Origin of the sequence: Microbacterium aurantiacum (assembly GCF_002872075.1) — a bacterium.
Lineage (GTDB): Bacteria > Actinomycetota > Actinomycetes > Actinomycetales > Microbacteriaceae > Microbacterium > Microbacterium aurantiacum_A.
Window position 1 is genome coordinate 1 of sequence record NZ_PGGU01000002.1, and the last position, 18061, is coordinate 18061.

13 protein-coding genes are annotated in these 18061 nt (G+C 68.0%); 10 read left to right on the forward strand and 3 right to left on the reverse strand.

What is annotated here, in order from left to right; all coding sequences use genetic code 11:
- Positions 1–61: 61 nt before the first annotated feature.
- The 9 genes from CUR96_RS00590 to CUR96_RS00630 all read left to right on the forward strand — a co-directional run bounded on the left by CUR96_RS00590 (position 62) and on the right by CUR96_RS00630 (position 10628).
- Complete coding sequence (locus tag CUR96_RS00590; protein ID WP_245861052.1) at positions 62–934, forward strand: carbohydrate ABC transporter permease; 873 nt, start codon at positions 62–64, stop codon at positions 932–934.
- Complete coding sequence (locus CUR96_RS00595; protein ID WP_102191359.1) at positions 927–1790, forward strand: carbohydrate ABC transporter permease; 864 nt, start codon at positions 927–929, stop codon at positions 1788–1790. Before CUR96_RS00590 ends, CUR96_RS00595 begins: the two co-directional genes overlap by 8 nt.
- Entirely contained in the window at positions 1790–2950 is a 1161-nt protein-coding gene (locus tag CUR96_RS00600; protein WP_102191360.1) for a mandelate racemase/muconate lactonizing enzyme family protein, read from the forward strand. The genes CUR96_RS00595 and CUR96_RS00600 overlap by 1 nt, the downstream gene beginning before the upstream one ends.
- On the forward strand, positions 2947–3978 hold the full coding sequence (locus CUR96_RS00605; RefSeq protein WP_102191361.1) for an aldo/keto reductase: 1032 nt from the start codon (positions 2947–2949) through the stop codon (positions 3976–3978). The genes CUR96_RS00600 and CUR96_RS00605 overlap by 4 nt, the downstream gene beginning before the upstream one ends.
- Before the next feature lie 5 nt (positions 3979–3983).
- Positions 3984–4703, forward strand: a complete 720-nt coding sequence (locus CUR96_RS00610) for a GntR family transcriptional regulator (protein ID WP_102191362.1) — start codon at positions 3984–3986, stop codon at positions 4701–4703.
- 45 nt (positions 4704–4748) lie between these two features.
- Positions 4749–6917, forward strand: a complete 2169-nt coding sequence (locus CUR96_RS00615; protein ID WP_102191363.1) for an alpha-galactosidase — start codon at positions 4749–4751, stop codon at positions 6915–6917.
- Between the two features lie 80 nt (positions 6918–6997).
- On the forward strand, positions 6998–7972 hold the full coding sequence (locus tag CUR96_RS00620; protein WP_180968893.1) for an ABC transporter permease: 975 nt from the start codon (positions 6998–7000) through the stop codon (positions 7970–7972).
- Complete coding sequence (locus tag CUR96_RS00625) at positions 7969–8946, forward strand: carbohydrate ABC transporter permease (RefSeq protein WP_245861041.1); 978 nt, start codon at positions 7969–7971, stop codon at positions 8944–8946. Before CUR96_RS00620 ends, CUR96_RS00625 begins: the two co-directional genes overlap by 4 nt.
- Before the next feature lie 53 nt (positions 8947–8999).
- The gene (locus tag CUR96_RS00630; protein WP_102191364.1) at positions 9000–10628 is read left to right on the forward strand and encodes an extracellular solute-binding protein; all 1629 of its coding nucleotides are present in this window, start codon (positions 9000–9002) and stop codon (positions 10626–10628) included.
- Between the two features lie 83 nt (positions 10629–10711).
- On the opposite strand, the gene CUR96_RS00635 is transcribed toward CUR96_RS00630, so the two are convergent.
- Genes CUR96_RS00635 through CUR96_RS00645 form a run of 3 tightly spaced genes read right to left on the reverse strand, consistent with a single transcriptional unit; the run spans position 10712 to position 15343 of the window.
- Positions 10712–11878, reverse strand: a complete 1167-nt coding sequence (locus CUR96_RS00635) for an ROK family transcriptional regulator (RefSeq protein WP_102191365.1) — start codon at positions 11876–11878, stop codon at positions 10712–10714.
- A gap of 8 nt (positions 11879–11886) precedes the next feature.
- Positions 11887–12864 (reverse strand): acetylxylan esterase, encoded by a 978-nt coding sequence (locus CUR96_RS00640; protein ID WP_245861042.1) that lies wholly within the window; start codon positions 12862–12864, stop codon positions 11887–11889.
- 16 nt (positions 12865–12880) lie between these two features.
- Positions 12881–15343 carry a glycosyl hydrolase family 95 catalytic domain-containing protein gene (locus tag CUR96_RS00645; protein WP_102191367.1) on the reverse strand — a complete coding sequence of 821 codons (2463 nt, stop codon included), beginning with the start codon at positions 15341–15343 and terminating at the stop codon, positions 12881–12883.
- A gap of 216 nt (positions 15344–15559) precedes the next feature.
- On the opposite strand from CUR96_RS00645, the gene CUR96_RS00650 reads away from it, so the two are divergent.
- Complete coding sequence (locus CUR96_RS00650; RefSeq protein WP_180968894.1) at positions 15560–18016, forward strand: X2-like carbohydrate binding domain-containing protein; 2457 nt, start codon at positions 15560–15562, stop codon at positions 18014–18016.
- Positions 18017–18061 lie beyond the last annotated feature (45 nt).

Sequence of the window (18061 nt, forward strand, 5' to 3'; positions counted from 1 at the left end):
CTCCGCGACCCTCCGCGGGGCGGGGCCGCCGAGCGGCGCCCCCGCTCGGCGGGCTCCGCGGCTGCCTCGCCGCCGGGGCCACGGCTGGGTGGCTGTCGCGTTCCTCGCCCCCGGGATGATCGGTTTCGTCGTCTTCATCCTCACCCCGCTGTTCGGATCGGCCTTCATCAGCCTCTTCGACTGGAAGCTGTTCGGCAGCCCCGCCTTCATCGGCTTCGACAACTACGTCAAGCTCTTCCGCGACCCCACGTTCTACACGGTGCTCGGGAACACGGTCATCTTCGCGATCGTCTACACAGCGCTCAACCTGTTCGTGGCGCTCGTGATCTCACTCTGGCTCAACACGCGCATGAAGGGCGCCGGCGCCTGGCGGGTCATCTTCTTCCTCCCCGTGATCACGCCCATGGTCGCCAACGCCCTCGTCTGGCGTCTGCTGCTCTCGCAGGACGGTCTCGTCAACTCGACGCTCGCGACGGTCGGAATCGACGGACCGAACTGGCTCTCCGACTCGGCATGGGCCCTGCCCTCGGTGATCGCCATGTCGGTCTGGCAGTCGTTCGGCTACAACGTCATCGTGTTGTCGGCCGGGCTCAGCGCGATCCCGAGGGAACTGCTGGAGGCGTCGCGGATCGACGGGACCAGCGCGTGGCAGCGCCTGCGGTACATCATCCTCCCGCTGCTCTCGCCGTCGCTCTTCTTCTGCTCGACCATGACGATGATCGGCGCCTTCCAGGTCTTCGTGCAGCCTCTCTTCCTCACGCAGGGCGGGCCCGGCGAGAGCACCAACACGTTCGTGCTGTACCTGTACCGCAACGGTTTCGTCTTCGACCGGCTCGGCTACGCATCCGCGCTGGCGTGGATCCTGTTCCTCGTCGTGATGCTCATCACGGCACTGCAGTTCGTCGGCCAGAGGAAGTGGGTGAACTATGAGTGACACCAGGACACTGCCCCGGCGTGCACACCAGAGGCGGGCATCCGTCAAGGAATGGCTCAACACCGCTGCGATCGCGATCGTCGCGCTGATCTTCGCGTTCCCCTTCATCTGGATGTTCCTCACGGCTCTCAAGCCCGAGGACGAGGTCTTCACCGCGACACCGCAGATCTTCGGCTCGGAGATCCGCTGGGCGAACTTCGTCGAGGCCTGGACGGTCGTCCCCTTCGGGCGCTTCATCCTGAACGGGTTGTTCGTCGCGATCGGCGGCGCCGCGCTCTCGGTCGTCGTCGCCGTGATGTCGGCCTACGCCTTCTCGCGGCTGCGGTTCCGGTTCCGCGACAAGCTGTTCCTGCTGTTCGTGCTCACGCTGGTGCTGCCGCAGGAGGTGCTGGTGGTGCCGCTCTTCATCATGGTCAACAGCTGGGGATGGAACGACAGCTACGGGGCGCTCATCATCCCGTTCGCCTTCACGGCGTTCGGGACGTTCCTCATGCGCCAGTTCTTCCTGACGATCCCGATCGAGTACGAGGAGGCCGCCCTGATCGACGGGGCCTCGCGGATCCGCACGCTGTGGTCCGTGCTGCTGCCGCAGCTGGTCGCACCGCTGAGTGTGCTCGCGGTCTTCTCCTTCATCGGCTACTGGAACTCGTATCTCTGGCCGCTGATCATCATCAACACGCAGGACATGGCCACCGTGCCCCTCGGGCTCGGAATGTTCACCGGCCAGTTCGGGACGCAATGGTCCCTGCTCATGGCGGGCTCGACGCTCGCCGTCATCCCCTCGTTGGTCCTCGTGCTGCTGCTGCAACGGCAGCTCATCAAAGGGGTCACCCTGGGCGGACTCGGAGGACGATGATGAACGCATCGCAGAACGCCGGCTCGAGCATCCTCGAAGCCACAGCCCGCGCCACGGCCGACATCACCGCGGGCAGCCGCATCGTGCATGTCGAGGCGCAGCTGTGCGACCTGCCGGTCGAGACCGAGCGCACCGATGCCCTGCAGACCTTCGTCAAGCAGGAGACCATCTTCGTGCGGCTGCGCACTGCGGACGGCGCCGAGGGCGTCGGCTACAGCTACACGATCGGCACAGGCGGCGGGGCCGTGCTGAGTCTGCTCCGCGAGACACTGCTGCCGGCCCTTCTCGGTCTCGAGGTCGAGCGCCCGGAGGCGGTCTGGCTCGCGCTGTTCGGCGTCACCCGGGCGACAACGGTAGGACCGATCACGGCGCTTGCGCTCGCCGCCGTCGACACCGCCGTGTGGGACGCGAAGACCCGTAGGGCGGGCCTCCCGCTCTGGGTCGCCGCCGGCGGGGCATCCGCCTCGGTCCCGATGTATGACACCGAGGGCGGCTGGCTGCATTTCGGCACGGACGAACTCGTCGCGCACGCGGTCGACGCACAGAATCGCGGCATGGGCGGGGTCAAGATCAAGGTGGGGATGCCGCGCGGCCATCAGGACCTCGAACGACTGCGCGCCGTTCGCGAGGCCGTGGGCGCCGGCATGGACCTCATGGTCGACGCGAATCAGTCGTTCACGGTCTCGGAGGCAGTTCGTCGTGCGCGGCTGTTCGAGCAGGTCGACGTCTTCTGGTTCGAGGAGCCGCTTCCCGCGGAGGACATCGAGGGGCACCGCCAGCTCGCCCGTTCGACATCGGTTCCGATCGCCGTCGGCGAGAGCATGTACTCCCTCGGACACTTCCGCGAGCATCTGCAGCGCGGGGGCGCGTCGATCGTGCAACCGGACGTCGCGAGGGTGGGGGGCATCACGCCCTGGCTGAAGATCGCGCACCTCGCCGAGGCGTTCAACGCCCCCGTCGCGCCGCACTTCCTCATGGAGCTGCACGTGTCACTCGTCTGCGCCGTCCCCAACGCGCTCTACCTCGAGCACATCCCGCAACTGCGCGCGGTGACGACAGGCGAGCTGCGCATCGCGGATGGACGGGGCTGGGCACCGTCGACCACCGGTCTCGGCATCGCCTGGGATGACGCGGCCCTCGGCCGGCTGATCGTCGGATGAGCCGGCCGGCACCGGTGCGCATCGGCCGCGGCGGCCTGACCGCTCCTCCCATCGGATACGGGGCCGCGTCGCTCGGCAACCTGTACCAGGCGCTGTCCGACGACGCATGGCCGGAGATCGTTCCTGCCGCCTGGGCCGGCGGGGTCCGCTACTTCGACGTCGCACCGCACTACGGCCTGGGCTTGGCGGAACGCCGTCTGGGCGAGAGCCTGCGCACTCTGCCTCGGGCAGAGTATGTGCTCTCCACCAAGGTCGGACGGCTGCTCGTGCCGCAAGACGCCTCCGGCCGTACAGACATCGAGAACCTCTTCGACGTGCCCGCCGCGCATCGGCGCGTGCGCGACTACTCCCGCGACGGGGTGATGAGGTCGATCGAAGACTCGCTCGACCGGCTCGGCCTGGACCGCATCGACCTGGTGCTGGTGCACGACCCCGACCACCATGAGCGCGAGGCACTGGACGGCGCCTTCCCCGCCCTGAGCGAGCTGCGATACCAGGGCGTCATCACATCGTTCGGGGCGGGGATGAATCAGAGCGCGATGCTCTCGCGCTTCATCACTGAGACCGACTCCGACGTCATGATGGTCGCGGGGCGCTGGACGCTGCTCGATCGGTCCGCCGCCGACGACCTGCTCCCGCTCGCCCTCGAACGCGAGGTGTCGGTGATCGCGGCGGCGATCTTCAACTCGGGCATCCTTGCGACCGATACGCCGAGCGCGGGCGACACGTTCGACTACGGCCCCGCGGGCCGCGCCGTCGTCGAGCGGGCGAGCGCGATCGCCGCAGTCGCCCGGCGCCACGGCAGCTCGTTGCCGGAACTCGCCGTGCAGTTCCCGCTCACCCACCCCGCTGTGGCCGCGGTCGTGATGGGAGGGGCGAGCGCGGAGCAGCTGGCCCGCAACAGCGCCCTCATGAGCCGGCCGGTCGCACCGGCGCTCTGGGGCGAGCTGCGCGACCGCGGGTTGATCGGCGCTTCGCCGATCAACATGCGCCGAGCCGGTGTGCGTGGCGGGCAGCCCGTACGATGAGACCCATGTTCAGCGACGATGCGGCCCCCGGCCCCCGGACGCTGCCGGCGCGGCGGGCCCTCGTCGACGATGTGTACGACGCCGTCCTCGGGCTCCTCATGGACCGGGTGATCGAGCCGGGCGCACGCGTGAACATCGACGCGGTCGCGCGCGATCTCGACGTTTCGCCCACGCCCGTGCGCGAGGCGCTCACCCGCCTGGAATCCGAAGGGCTGGTCGCGAAGCGGGCGCTCAAGGGATACGTGGCGGCTCCGCTGCTCGATGCCGCTGGCCTGCGCGACCTGTACGACATGCGCGAACTCCTCGAACCCGAGGCGGCGCGCCGGGCATCGGCGAACCTCGACGAGGCCACCGCCGCTGAGCTCGCCGATTCGGTGGGGCGCATGCGCACGGCATCCTCCCCCGGCGACGACGAGCACTTCCAGGACTACCGGCGGTTCATCGAGGAAGATCTCCGGTTCCACCACCTGATCGCCGACCGCGCACTCAGCCCCCTTCTCGCCGAGGCGATCATTCGCCTGCGCTCGCACATGCACCTGTACCGGCTGAACTTCCGGCACGACTTCGAGGACGACACGGTGAGCGAGCACGAGCTGATCCTCGATGCCCTCAGCCGTCGGGACCCGGATGCCGCTGCGGCGGCCATGCGCACGCACATCGAGAACTCGTATCGGCGCCTCGGTCCGATACTCGCTCCTCAGCCCGAGGATCCGGTCGACGGCTGACGCCTCCGGGTTGCGGTGCGTCCGCGTAACCCGGATGATTACTTCATGACGTCAAGTAACAGTGTCCCCCGCGTCGACCCGCTCAGGACGCCCCTGCTCGCCCACCTCCGTCGTGGCGGTGTGAGCGTCCTGTTCGCAGCCGACGGGTTCGGGGTTCCGGCGATCGTGCACTGGGGCCGCGCCCTGTTCGACGTCGATGCGGCAGGAATGGTCGCCACATCGGCTCCGGCCGTGATGAACAGCTCGATCGACATCCCGCGGTCGTTCTCGATCGCGGCCGGTCGTGCACATGGCTGGTCCGGAACCCCGGCCATCGAGGCCGACGCCGCGGATGCCGTCATCGACGGCTTCACGCTGATCGCCTCCGACGCCGACGAGTCGGAGGCTCGCTTCACGCTGCGCGACGCAGCATCGCTCTCCGAGGCCGTGTTCTCCTACCGGTTGGACGACGCCGGCATCCTCCATGCCGCGATCGAGATCCGCAACGCCGGCGCCGAGCATCCGATCGACATCCGCGCCGCCCGCATCGTCCTTCCGCTACCGGCCCGCGCCGAGGAGGTTCTCGACTTCACCGGGCGATGGACGAACGAGCGCCTTCCGCAGCGTTCGACGATCCACGACGGGACCTGGCTGCGGTCCTCCCGACGCGGCCGGCCGGGCCATGACGCGGCCATGCTCACCATGGCGGGAACCACGGGCTTCCGCTTTCGCTCCGGCGAGATCTGGGCGACGCACCTCGCGTGGAGCGGCAACCAGGAGACCATCCTTGAGCGACTGCCGGAGGGTGCCGCCGTGCACCGGTCGGTGCTCGGCGGCGGCGAGCTCGTCGAGGCGGGCGAAGTGCGCCTGCAGCCCGGAGAGACGTATCGCTCCCCCGATGCCCTGTTCGCCTGGAGTGACGAAGGGATCGACGGCGTGACAGCGCGGCTGCATGCATCCATCCGCTCGCGGCCAGGTCACCCCCGCTCGCCTCGTCCGCTGCTTCTCAACACGTGGGAGGCGGTGTACTTCGACCACGATCTCGCGACGCTGTCGGCTCTGGCCGAGTCCGCCGCCGAGCTGGGCATCGAGCGCTTCGTCCTGGACGACGGCTGGTTCCGCGCACGCCGCGACGACCATGCCGGCCTCGGCGACTGGTTCGTCGACGTCGACGTCTGGCCCGGCGGGCTCCGCCCCCTGTCGGACGCCGTGCACGGCCTGGGCATGCAGTTCGGCCTGTGGTTCGAACCGGAGATGGTGAATCCGGATTCAGACCTGGCCCGGGCGCACCCGGACTGGCTTCTGGGCGAGTCGCGGATATTGGAGTCGCGGCATCAGTTCGTGCTGGACTTCTCGCGCGAGGAGGTCGCCGCGTACGTCCTGGAACGTCTGGACTCCGTGATCACCGAGGCCGCCGTCGACTTCGTCAAATGGGACCACAACCGCGACCTGCACGCGGCGCTGGGCACGCGAGGCGACCGGCGCGTGCGTGCACATACGCAGGGGGTGTACCGCGTGCTCGACGAGCTCCGCCGCCGCCATCCGCTGCTGGAGATCGAGTCGTGTGCGAGCGGGGGCGGCCGCGTCGATCTCGGCATCCTCGCGCGCACCGACCGAGTGTGGGCCTCGGACTGCAACGATCCCGTCGAGCGGCAGAGCATTCAGCGGTGGACGCAGACCCTGCTGCCTCCCGAGCTGATCGGCTCCCACATCGGCGCAAGCGATTCGCACACCACGCACCGCCGCGCCTCGTTCTCGTTCCGTGCGATCACCGCACTCTTCGGGCATGCCGGCGTCGAGTGGGACATCGATGCCGCGACGACCGATGAGCGCCGCGGCATCGCCGCGTGGGCAGCGCTGTACAAAGAGGTGCGCGGCTTGATCCACTCGGGCGTCACGGTTCGCGGCGACGCCGTCGACGACGGCGCGCTGCTGCACGGCGTCGTCTCCCCGGATCGCCGTGAAGCACTGTTCGCCTGGGTCCGTACCGAGACGAGTGGCGTCGCTCACACCCCGCGCGTCCCGATCCCCGGACTCGACCTTCGCACGATGTACCGCGTGACGGTGCGCGAGGATGTCGGCGTCGCGAGCCGCCACCAGGTCGAGGATCCGGCGTGGCTCCAGTCCGCAGAGCCTCTGATCTGCACGGGTGCGGTCCTGGCGCAGGGACTGCCGTTGCCGGCGCTCAACCCCAGCCAGGCGATGCTGCTGCACCTGCAGGCCGTCGAAGCCTGACACGTGCTCCGATGGGTTGCGCTCCGCCCGCGCGAGAGTTATATTACGGTGTAAAGTAATCCCACCTGGAGAAGGCAGACATGACGCTCAGTGTCGAGCATGACATCCCCGCCGCGACGGCGAATGCGCCGTCGGATGCTCCCCGGCGAAGCTCCCGTCTCGTCCGGAGCCTGCGCCGCTACTGGCAGCTCTACCTGCTGCTGCTCCTGCCGATCATCTGGTTCCTCGTATTCCGCTACATCCCGATGGCGAACGCGGTGATCGCGTTCAAGAACTACAACCCGATCGACGGAGTGTGGGGCAGCCCCTGGGTCGGCTTCGACAACTTCGCCAACCTCTTCCGCAACCCGGTCTTCCCGCGCCTGGTCGGCAACACCTTCCTGCTCGCCGCCTACACTCTGATCGCGAGCTTTCCCCTGCCGATCATCCTCGCGCTGGCCCTCAACGAGGTGCGTCTGCGCTTCTTCACGCGCACGGTGCAGCTCGTCACCTACGCGCCGTACTTCATCTCCACTGTCGTGGTGGTGTCGATGACGATCCTGCTGTTGTCACCGAGAGTCGGACTCCTCGGCCGCACCCTGAGCTTCTTCGGCGCGGGGCAGGTGGATCTCCTGGCCGATGCCGACTTCTTCCGGCACATCTATGTCGCGACCGACATCTGGACCACCACCGGCTACTCGGCGGTCATCTATCTCGCCGCCCTCGCCTCGGTCGACACGTCGCTCTACGAGGCGGCCAAGATCGACGGAGCGAGCCGCCTGCAGAAGATCTGGAACGTCGACATCCCCGCGCTGCTGCCGACCGCGACGATCATCCTGATCCTCGGCGTCGGCAACATCATGGCGATCGGGTTCGAGAAGGCGTTCCTCCTGCAGAACGCCCTGAACCTGTCCACCTCCGAGATCATCCCGACGTACGTCTACAAGACCGGCATCCTGAATGCGAACTTCAGTCTGGGAGCGACCATCGGGCTCTTCAACGCCGTCATCAGCCTCGTGCTCCTACTCGTGGTCAACGGCGTGTCCAAGCGAGTGACGGGGAACGGACTGTGGTGACCACGATCAACACCGAGGCACTCCTCACCGAGGAGATCGTCGTCGCGAAGAACAAGAAGGAGCGGCGCCGGCGCGACCCGCTCGCGCGCGGCGTGAAGGTCAAGGAGACCAGGGCCGACCGCGTCTTCATCGTCGCGGCGTACATCCTCCTCTCGGTCTTCCTACTTGTCGTGCTGCTGCCGCTGCTCAACATCGTCGCCAGCTCCCTGTCCAGCCCGCAGGCCGTCTCATCGGGCCGCGTGCTGTTCTGGCCCGTCGACCTCACGTTCCGCGGCTACGAGGAGGCGCTCGGCAACCCGGCCATCCTCCGCGGATTCGGCAACTCCATCTTCTACACCGTCGCAGGAACCGCCATCAGCGTCATCGGCACGGTCGCGATCGCCTACCCGCTGTCGCGCACGCAGCTGTTCGGACGCAAGATCATCACCGGCGGCGTCGTCTTCACCATGCTGTTCAGCGGCGGAGTCATCCCGATGTACCTCGTCGTCCAATCCCTGGGCCTCCTCGACACACGGTGGTCGATGCTGCTGCCGAACGCCATCGGCGTCTGGCAGGTCATCATCGCGATCGTCTACTTCCGCTCGGCGGTGCCCGACGAGGTCTACGAGGCCGCTCAACTCGACGGCGCGAGCGAACTGCGCATCCTCTGGACCGTCGTGCTGCCGCTCGCGAAGCCGCTGATCGCCGTCGTCGCCCTGATGTACGCGATCATGCAGTGGAACTCCTACTTCGATGCCCTTCTCTATCTTCGAGACGCCGACCTGCAGCCGCTGCAGCTCGTGCTGCGCGGCCTGCTCATCCTGAACGACTCCGGCGGCGGCGGCGACGTCGCCGAGCAGCTGCGACGGCGCGAACTGGCTGATCTGCTCCGCTACTCGACGGTCGTGATCGCGACCATCCCGATGCTCGTGGCGTACCCGTTCGTCGCGAAGTACTTCAACAAGGGAATCATGGTCGGCGCCGTCAAGGGCTGACCCCGCACAGACCCACCACATCACCCTTTAACCGGGCAAAGGAGATTCCGGCAATGAGACACAGCATCATCCGAGGGGTGGCCGCCGTAGGCGTGCTGGCCCTGGCGACAGCGGCGATGGCCGCCTGCACCTCGCCGAGTGACGACAACGCTCAGCTCGTCGCGTTCGGTCCGCAGGGCGAGAACGGTTCGCTCAAGGACAACGCGTTCACCCAGCTGGTCGAGAAGAAGTTCGACATCGACTTCGACTGGCAGACCACGACCTACGACGGCAGCGTCGCAGGCGAGAAGCGGCAGGTCTCGCTCGCGAGCGGCGACTATCCCGACGCGTACTTCCTCGTGCCGTGGGTCGACGCCTTCTCGCGCAGCGAGGTGCTCAAATACGGACAGCAGGGCGTCCTCGTCCCGCTCGAGGACCTGATCGACGAGTACGCACCCAACCTCAAGGAACGCTTCGAGGAGAAGCCGGACTGGAAGCAGTCGGTCACCGCCCCCGACGGGCACATCTACGCGATCACCCAGTGGACGGAGTGCTACCACTGCAGCTACCCCTCCAAGCTCTGGATGAACACCACGTGGCTCGACAAGCTCGGCCTGGAGCAGCCGACGACCACGGAGGAGCTCCGTGAGGTGCTACGGGCATTCAAGAACAACGACCCCAACGGCAACGGCAAGGCCGACGAGGTCGCCCTCAGCGCCTCGGCGTCCGAACCCGTGATCAACTACTTCATGAACGCGTTCGCGTACGCCCCCTACGGCAGCCCCTCGAGTCCGCCGCCCATGGTGATGGACGACGGCGAGGTCACCCTGTCCGCGACCTCCGATGGCTGGCGCGCAGGCCTGCAGTACATCGCATCGCTCGCCGAAGAAGGGCTGATCGACACGGCGTCCTTCACGCAGAACGGCAACGCGCTGCGCGCCCTCGGCGACAACGCAGATGCCGAGATCCTGGGCGCCGCCGCCGTGCTGCACCCCTATGAGATCGTCACGGCGGACTCCCCGGACGGCCGCGACAAGCACTATGACGCGGTCGCACCGGTCCAGGGCCCGGACGGAACGCAGTTCGCCACCTACCGGTCGCCGGTGAGTCCGCTCGGCATGTTCGCCCTCACGAACAAGTCGACCGAGGAGGAGCGCATCAAGGCCATCCAGCTCATCGACTATCTGGTGACGGACGAGGGCGACCGGCTGGGCGCCATGGGGCCGGAGGGCGAGGCCTGGGTACCCGCAGAGGAGGGAGACGTGGCGCTCGACCCCGAGCTGGAGCCGAGCTTCAAGCCACTCACCTACGACGAGACCTCGAACGCGTCGTGGCGCTCCATGGGCCAGTACTGGGATTCGCTGGAGTACCGCAACTCGCAGGTCGTACCGGAGGACGTCTACTCCCCGGCCGGCTACGAGCGCCGCCTGCTCGAGGCGACGAAGCTGTACGAGCCCTTCGCCCCGGATGAGAGCCTGCTGTTCCCTGATGAGAAGCTGTGGCCGAACCCGGACACCTCTGCCGAGATCGCCGAGCTGCAGACGAACATCGCGACCTACATCACGCAGGCGCAGGCGGAGTTCGTCACCGGTCAGCGCGACATCGATGACGACGCGACGTGGCAGGTGTACATCGACGACCTGAACGGCCTCGGCGTCGAGCGCTACCTGGAGCTGCAGCAGGAGCTCTACGACGCACTCTGATCACGACAGGTGACAGAACTGCCCGGCGGAATCCTCCGCCGGGCAGTTCTGCCTGCCGTCGAATGCCCCCAGGCAGCCGCGCGTCAGAGCACGAGGGACTGGATCGCAGCGGCGGCAGCACCGCGCGCCCAGTCCTCGAACGTGTGCGGACGGACGACGATCCGGCAGCGCGCGGCCGCACCGAAGACGTGCGCCTCGAAGGCGCTGCGCAGCGTCGCGTCATAGAGGTCGAAGTTCGACACGCCTTCGCCGCCGATGATGACCAGCTCCGGTCCCGTGAGGTTCACCAGCGTCGCGATCGCCGTGCCGATGATGGTCGATGCCTCCTGGAACGCCGCTTCGGCGGCACGGTCGCCGCTGTGCGCGAGGCGCACGGCTTCGTCGATCGTGATCGCGCGACCGTGAACGGCTGACACGGCGGCCTCGATCGCGGCAGTCGACGCGACCGCCTCGACGCATCCCTGTCGTCCGCAGGGGCAGATCCGCTGCGGATCGGCGAGGGGCAGGTGACCGATCTCTCCGGCCACTCCGTAGGCGCCGCTGACGACCTGGCCGTTGAGGTGCAGTCCGCTGCCGATACCGCGGCCGATCGTGACGATCGCGAACGAGGCCGTGCCGAGGCCGACGCCGAACCAGTGCTCGCCGACCGTGAGGGCGTGCACATCGTTCTCGAGGGTCACCGGCCGACCGAGGCGCTCCTGCAGTCGTGCTCCGAACGGCTCATCGCGCCAGCCCATGATCGCCGATTCCCGCACGACACCCGTCTGCGTGTCGACGTCGCCGGAGACGGCCACCCCGAGACCGGCGATCGCGGTGGCGCGATCGCCGAGGGCGGCCTCGAGCACACCGACGACATCGACGATGGCCTCGAGCGTCGCATCGGGACCGTGGTCGGGGAGAAGCCGCCGCTCGACGGCGATGATCGCGGTGCCGAGATCTGTCGCGACCGCGATGATCTCGTCGACGTTCACCTTCACGCCGAGCATGATCATCGCTTCGGGCACGATCGAGACCGGTGCGACGGGGCGTCCGGGATTGCCGTCGCGATGCGCGGCCGGCGGTGCATCCACGAGGCCGGCGGCGACGAGCGGCGAGACGGCCTTCGTGACCGCGGCCTGCGAGAGCCCGGTGTGCCTCGCGATGTCGATGCGGCTGATCGGGCTGCGTGTGAGGATCGTCGCGAACACCTTCGACCCGGCGTCCGAGGCGGAGCGGATCAGGGAGGTGCGTGCGGCAGTGTCGTGGTCCATCGAAGTCCTCAGTCGTTATCGGCTACGCTAGCGAATCCTCGGGCCTGCCGCGCGGACATCGAGGTCGCCGGCGCCAGGCGCTCTGCCGCGAACTCTAGGGCATTCTCCTCGTCGAGGTCACCGCCCGCCTCATGGCCGTTGTACGGCCAGAGCACCGTGCGCTTCTCGCCGGCGTAGGCGGTGAAGGCGGGCAGGACGGATGCCGGAGGCGTGATGCCGTCGCGCAGACCGGTGCTCAGGAGCGCGGGAGCGTTCGCGCGCTTGGCATGGTTGACCCCGTCGAAGTAGCGAAGGGTGTCGAGCGCGGCCGCCGTGTCGAGGCGACGATCGGCGAAGTACTGCGTGAGGAGCGCATACGGCTCCTCCGTGCTGAGGTCGGCGGCGCGGTTCAGTTCGCAGAGGAACGGGGCCTGGATGATCGCCACGGCGAGATCCGGTACGAGTCCCGCGATCGCGAGCGCGATGCCGCCGCCCTGGCTCGCGCCGACCGCACCGACACGGGCGGAGTCGACGGCGTCCAGCGATCGCAGCGCCTCGACCGCACGCACCGCGTCGGCGTAGACCCGTCGGTAGTAGTACTCCCGCGGCGACCGCAGGCCCCTGGTGAGGAAGCCACCGGCTGAGGGGCCGCCCTCCGGGTGATCGTCGTCGGTGTCGCCGTGACCCTGACCGCGCGCGTCCACCACGAGGTGGGCGTATCCGGCCGCGGCCCAGCGCAGGTCGCGGAGCGCGTGCCCTCGCCCGTTCCCGTATCCGAAGAACTGGACGAGCCCTGGCAAGGGGGCCGCCGCCCCGCGCGGCATCCGGAGCCAGGCGCGGATGCGCGTGCCGTCGAATCCCCGGAACGTGATCTCGAAGACATCGATGACGGTGAGGCGCGTCTCGCGCTGCTCGACGGTGACGTCGAGTGGGAAGCTGCGGGTCGCGGCGAGCGTCTCGGCCCAGAAGGCGTCGAAGTCGCTCGGCTCCGTCTGGGTGGTCGGCATGCCGGCCACCGCGACCTCACCGTGCATCCGGGACACCGCCCACGAGCGCATCGGCGAGGCCGCCCACAGGCGCGTGCACGACGGCCCCTGCGGGCACGGTGAGCGAGACGCGACGTCCGTCGTACTCGACCACCACGGCCCGATCCTCATCGAGCCGGTTCCGCAGCCGCGCCTCGCGCAGTCGCCCGTCGCTCCACGCGAGGTCGACTTCGATGCCGGTTCGGGCCCTGAGTCCCTGAACGTCTCCCTCACGCCAGGCCGAGGGCAGCGCGGGCAGCAGACGCAGGATTCCCTCATGGCTCTGCAGCAGCATCTCGGCGATGGATGCGGGGAAGCCGAGGTTCGCGTCGATCTGGAACGGAGGATGCGTGCTGAAGAGGTTCGGCAGCAGCCCACCCCATTCCGAGCCGTCGACCGGCCCGTGCCGCATGGCATCGCCGTCGAAGGCTGTGAGCGCCTCATCCAACAGCGATGCCGCGGTCTCGCCGTCGCCCATCCGCGCGCGCAAGGCCACCTTCCACGCCCATGACCAGCCCATCGCGCCGGGACCACGGGCGTCGAGCAGGCGGATCCCGGCCTCAAAGAGCTCGGGTGTCCGCTCGCGGGTCGTCACGTCGAGCGGATGGATGCCGACGAGCGGCGTCATGTGCCGGTGCAGCGGTTCGACCTCGACGACATCGGCTGACCATTCGCCGATGCGACCGTCGGCGCGGATGATGACGGGAGCGAGACGGGCGAGCGCCTCGTCGATCTCGGCCAGGAGTGCGCGCTCGTCGAGCTGCAGCACCTCGATCGCCGTCCGTGCGCGCTCGAAGAGGCTCTGCAGGAGCAGGAGATCGGATGCCGAGGTGAGCCCGATCGCGGTGCCCTCGCCATCGGCGGCGACGAAGGAGTTCTCCGGTGAGGTCGAAGGCGAAGTGCGCAGTCGGCCTTCGTCGTCCGGCACCAGCCAGTCGAGACCGAACTCCGCGGCCCCGCGCAGCAGCGGCCAGATGCGAGTTCGCAGCAGCTCGCGATCGCCGCCGAAGGCATACGAATCCCACAGGTTGTGCGTGAGCCATACCCCGCCCATCATCCAGATCGCCCAGCTCGGGGCGCCGTGACCACCGCCTACCGGGAGAGCCCAGCCCCACAGATCCGAGTTGTGATGCGCAACCCAGCCGCGGGCGCCGTACAGGTCACGGGCGACCTCGGCGCCGTTCCGGGCGAGCTTCGCCACCATGCCGACGAGCGGTTCGAACGCATCGTCCATGCCGAGCACGGGAGCTGCCCAGTAATTCATCTCGGTGTTGATGTTGATCGTGTAGTTGGACGACCAAGCCGGGCGCAGCTCGTCGTTCCAGATGCCCTGCAGGTTCGCCGCCGGCCCGCCGCTCCGCGAGCACGAGGCGAGCAGGTAGGCGCCGAACTCGGCGATAACGGTCGCCTTCAGCTGCAGGTCGGGCCCGTGCAGGATGTCTCGGTCGACGTCCCACACGCCTTCCCGCCGGCCGCCGATCGCGAACCTCGCCGGAGTCGCGCGTCGACGATCCGCCGCGTGCTCCTCGAACAGGGCTGAGGCACCACGGCTGACCGCAGCATCCGCCTGTTCCCTGGCGTGGTTCCGGATCGCCTCGCGTGAGGCGATCCGCCCCTCTCCGTCCTCGCCGGCCCACCACGACGCGGCGCGGGACGATGTGGAGAGGGCGATCAGCAGCCGACGACCTCCGCGGAACGTGACGCCGTCCGGCGTGCGCTCCGCGAACCCATCGGTGCTCCATGAGAGGGCGACGGCCGCGAAGGCGTCGAACACCTCGGAGTCTTCGTCCGCGTACGTCAGCGGCGACTCCACCGCGGTCTCGTGCAGCGGCGCGCCGTCGATCGGCGCGACGATGTCGAGTGTCATCGCATCCCGGTTCTCCAGGAAGCCGGAGCCCGCGTCGTGCAGCTGGGTGCCCAGGGCGACGGAGGCGGTGAACGCGGAATCCCCCGTGATCTCGACGATCAGGGCGCGGGCCGGTGCCGAGATCCAGGACCGCCGGCGAACCGTGCCACCGGGGACCGAGAGATCTTCGGTGACGACGGCCTCATCGAGGTCGAGCACGCGGGCAGGGTCGATCGCCACCGCATCCTCGATGCGCACGTGGAGTTCGGCGAGTGGAAGGAACTCCTGCGAGTACCGGCCCTCGAAGGCCATGAGCAGCACTTCGGCGTCGCGAGTGCGGCCCTCGTCCAGCGCTTCCCGGACCTTCGCGAGGCGCTCGGGCCCCGCACCGGCGGCGAGGACCTCGCGGAGCGCGACGGCCGGCCCGTCCGGCGACCCCGACCACACCGTCGCGTCGTTCAAGGCGTACCGCCCCGACGCACCGCCGAAGAGCATGGCGCCGATGCGTCCGTTGCCCAGCGGGGTGGCCTCATTCCACTGCGATGCGGGCGATCGCCATGCCAGCCGCAGCGTTCCTGCAGGGCGGGGAAGGGTCTCGGGAGTGGGACGCGACATGGTCTTCCTTGACGAGATGACGGCCAGTCATCGAATCGGGTGACTTCCCGATCGACCTGGAGAACTGCTTGCGGTGCCAGCCTATTCGTGATTAATTACCGGTGTCAAGTAATTGACAGCCGGTTCGCGGGGACGAATCGGCCGCCCGCCGAACCTTCTGGGGGCCGTGCGAAGGCGCACGGGGTTCATCGTCGAACCACCATGAGAGGAAGACACATGATCCACTACGACCGTCCGACAGCGAGGCTGCGATGGCCGGCCGCCCTGGCCGCCGCCGCCCTGGCATTCGGCATCGGAACGGCGTCGGCGCAGGCCGCTGAGACGCCCTCCGCGCCCGCCGCCACTGGGGCTTCCGCCGCTGCTACCGCCGTCACCGATGACGACGAGCCGCTGGGGTCGCGTCCGTACATGGGCTGGAGCAGCTACAGCATGCAGGTCTACGCCGGTGATGGGCAGGCATGGATCAGCGCCGAGCAGATCGTCGCTCAGTCCGACGCCATGCACGAGAAGCTGCAGGACTACGGCTACGAGTACATCAACATCGATGCCGGCTGGAACGGCGGCGTCGACGAGCACGGCCGCCCGGTGCCGAGCGAGACGCTCTATCCGGATGGCCTGCAGGCTGTGATCGACCACGTGCACGGCAACGGCCAGAAGGTGGGGCTGTACTTCATCCCCGGCATCTCTGCCGAAGTGTACGAGGCGGAGCTGCCGATCGCCGGCGCCCCGGAATGCACCACCGGAGATGTGGTCAAGCGACCCCTCCAGCAGGCCGACTACTGGGGTATCGGGCACCGCATAGACTTCTCGACCCCCTGCGGCCAGGCGTACATCGACTCGATCGCCGACATGCTCGGTGAATGGGGAATCGACTTCCTCAAGTTCGACAGCGTCACACCGGGGTCCGGTGTCGGCGACCTCTCGCTGGACGCTCGCGACGACGTCGCGGCCTGGTCGCAGGCGCTCGAGCGCAACAACATCTGGTTCGAGCTCTCGTGGGCCCTCGACATCCGCTACGCCGATTATTGGAAGGAGCATGCGAACGGGTGGCGCATCGACTGGGACGTGGAGTGCTACTGCGAGAAGGAGGCGCTGACGACCTGGGAGAACATCGCCCGCCTGTTCCCCAAAGCCGCCGAATGGTGGCGTCATGCCGGACCCTCAGGATGGAACGACTTCGACTCGCTCAACGTCGGCAATGGCGCGATGGACGGCCTGACCAAAGATGAGCGGCGGACGGCGACCACGTTCTGGGCCGTGTCTGCTGCGCCCATGTACGTCGGCAACGACATGACGAACCTCGATGACTACGGTCTGGAGCTGCTGACCAACGATGAGGTCATCGCGGTGAACCAGGCCGGGCGACCGGCGCATCCGGTGTCGACGGCGACGTCACGCCAGACCTGGTACGCAGTCAACCCCGACGGCTCGGTGACAGTGGCCGTGTTCAATCTCGGCCGCACCGACGCCGACATCACGATCCCGCTTGCCGACATCGGCATCGACGGCTCTGCGAAGGTCCGCGATCTGTGGCGCAAGAAGAACCTCGGCAGTGCGACCGGGGAGTTCGTCGCCGAGGACGTGCCGATCCACGGCACGCGTCTGTTCACGTTCAGCCCGACGAAGAAGAGCACGATCACACTGAACGACGACGACTCACGACTCCACTACGACGGCGAGTGGAGCCGCAACGGCGGCAAGGAGGTCCCCGCACGATCACAGGCGCTCACCGTTTCGGTCTTCGACTCTTCGCAGGGCGGCGAGGCTCCGGAGACCGGCGCCTCGAACGTGGTGAGTGTCAACAACGATGGGCCCGGCATCGTCTACAGCGGTACGTGGAGCCGGAGTGCCGGTCGCGGCATGGGCGATTACCAGGACGACGTTCAGTACAGCGAGGCGGACGGCTCCGCGTTCGAGTATTCGTTCGTCGGCACCGGCATCGACTGGGTGACCGAGACGCACTCCTCCCAGGGCGAGGCGGAGGTCTACCTCGACGGCGTGCTCGTCGACACGGTCGACACCTTCCAGGCCGAGGGCCGTGGCGTGCAACAGGTGGTCTACAGCGTGCGTGATCTTCCGAACGGAAGCCACACCCTCCGCGTCGTGAAGAAATCGGGCCAGTTCATGCTCCTCGACAAGCTCGACGTCGTCCAGGAGGGCGTGCTCGACATCGACCACGTGGCGTTCGATCGCGCAGTACCGAGCGACGCCGTCGTCGCGCTGCTGAGGGATCCCGGCGAACTCGTCGGGGTGTTCCGTGACGGCGCAGCGCTGGAGGCCGGCGCGGACTACGTGGTGGACGGCCGCGAAGTGACGGTCGCAGCGGACCTGCTGGCCGCGCTCCCCGACGGCGACTCCGCGATCGAGTTCCGTTTCCGAGGAGATCTGCGCGACGACGTGCACTGGGCGAGCGCAGATGGAGCCTCTGTCTCGCTGACGTTCGCCGGGCCCAAGGTCGCCATCACCGGAGCGCTCGGCCCCGATCAGGGTTCGGCCGAGGTCTACATCGACGATGTGCTGGTCGACACGATCGACCTGCACGCCGAAGATCGACTCACGCAGCAGGTGCTCTTCTCCAGCGATGGCCTGCCCAAAGGCGAGCACACGATCCGCATCGTGAAGGCGTCAGGCGATGTGCTCCGCGTCGACGCGCTGTCGTACGTGACCGGCTGAGAGGAGCCGCTCTCCGCAAAGAAGAAGCCCCGCCATCCCAGTAAT

Excerpts from the sequence above, each read along its gene's own strand:
- CUR96_RS00595 (WP_102191359.1), top strand. The coding sequence starts at position 927 with ATGAGTGACACCAGGACACTGCCCCGGCGTGCACACCAGAGGCGGGCA.
- CUR96_RS00600 (WP_102191360.1), top strand. The coding sequence starts at position 1,790 with ATGAACGCATCGCAGAACGCCGGCTCGAGCATCCTCGAAGCCACAGCC.
- CUR96_RS00605 (WP_102191361.1), top strand. The coding sequence starts at position 2,947 with ATGAGCCGGCCGGCACCGGTGCGCATCGGCCGCGGCGGCCTGACCGCT.
- CUR96_RS00610 (WP_102191362.1), top strand. The coding sequence starts at position 3,984 with ATGTTCAGCGACGATGCGGCCCCCGGCCCCCGGACGCTGCCGGCGCGG.
- CUR96_RS00615 (WP_102191363.1), top strand. The coding sequence starts at position 4,749 with ATGACGTCAAGTAACAGTGTCCCCCGCGTCGACCCGCTCAGGACGCCC.
- CUR96_RS00620 (WP_180968893.1), top strand. The coding sequence starts at position 6,998 with ATGACGCTCAGTGTCGAGCATGACATCCCCGCCGCGACGGCGAATGCG.
- CUR96_RS00630 (WP_102191364.1), top strand. The coding sequence starts at position 9,000 with ATGAGACACAGCATCATCCGAGGGGTGGCCGCCGTAGGCGTGCTGGCC.
- CUR96_RS00635 (WP_102191365.1), bottom strand. The coding sequence starts at position 11,878 with ATGGACCACGACACTGCCGCACGCACCTCCCTGATCCGCTCCGCCTCG.
- CUR96_RS00640 (WP_245861042.1), bottom strand. The coding sequence starts at position 12,864 with ATGCCGACCACCCAGACGGAGCCGAGCGACTTCGACGCCTTCTGGGCC.
- CUR96_RS00645 (WP_102191367.1), bottom strand. The coding sequence starts at position 15,343 with ATGTCGCGTCCCACTCCCGAGACCCTTCCCCGCCCTGCAGGAACGCTG.
- CUR96_RS00650 (WP_180968894.1), top strand. The coding sequence starts at position 15,560 with ATGATCCACTACGACCGTCCGACAGCGAGGCTGCGATGGCCGGCCGCC.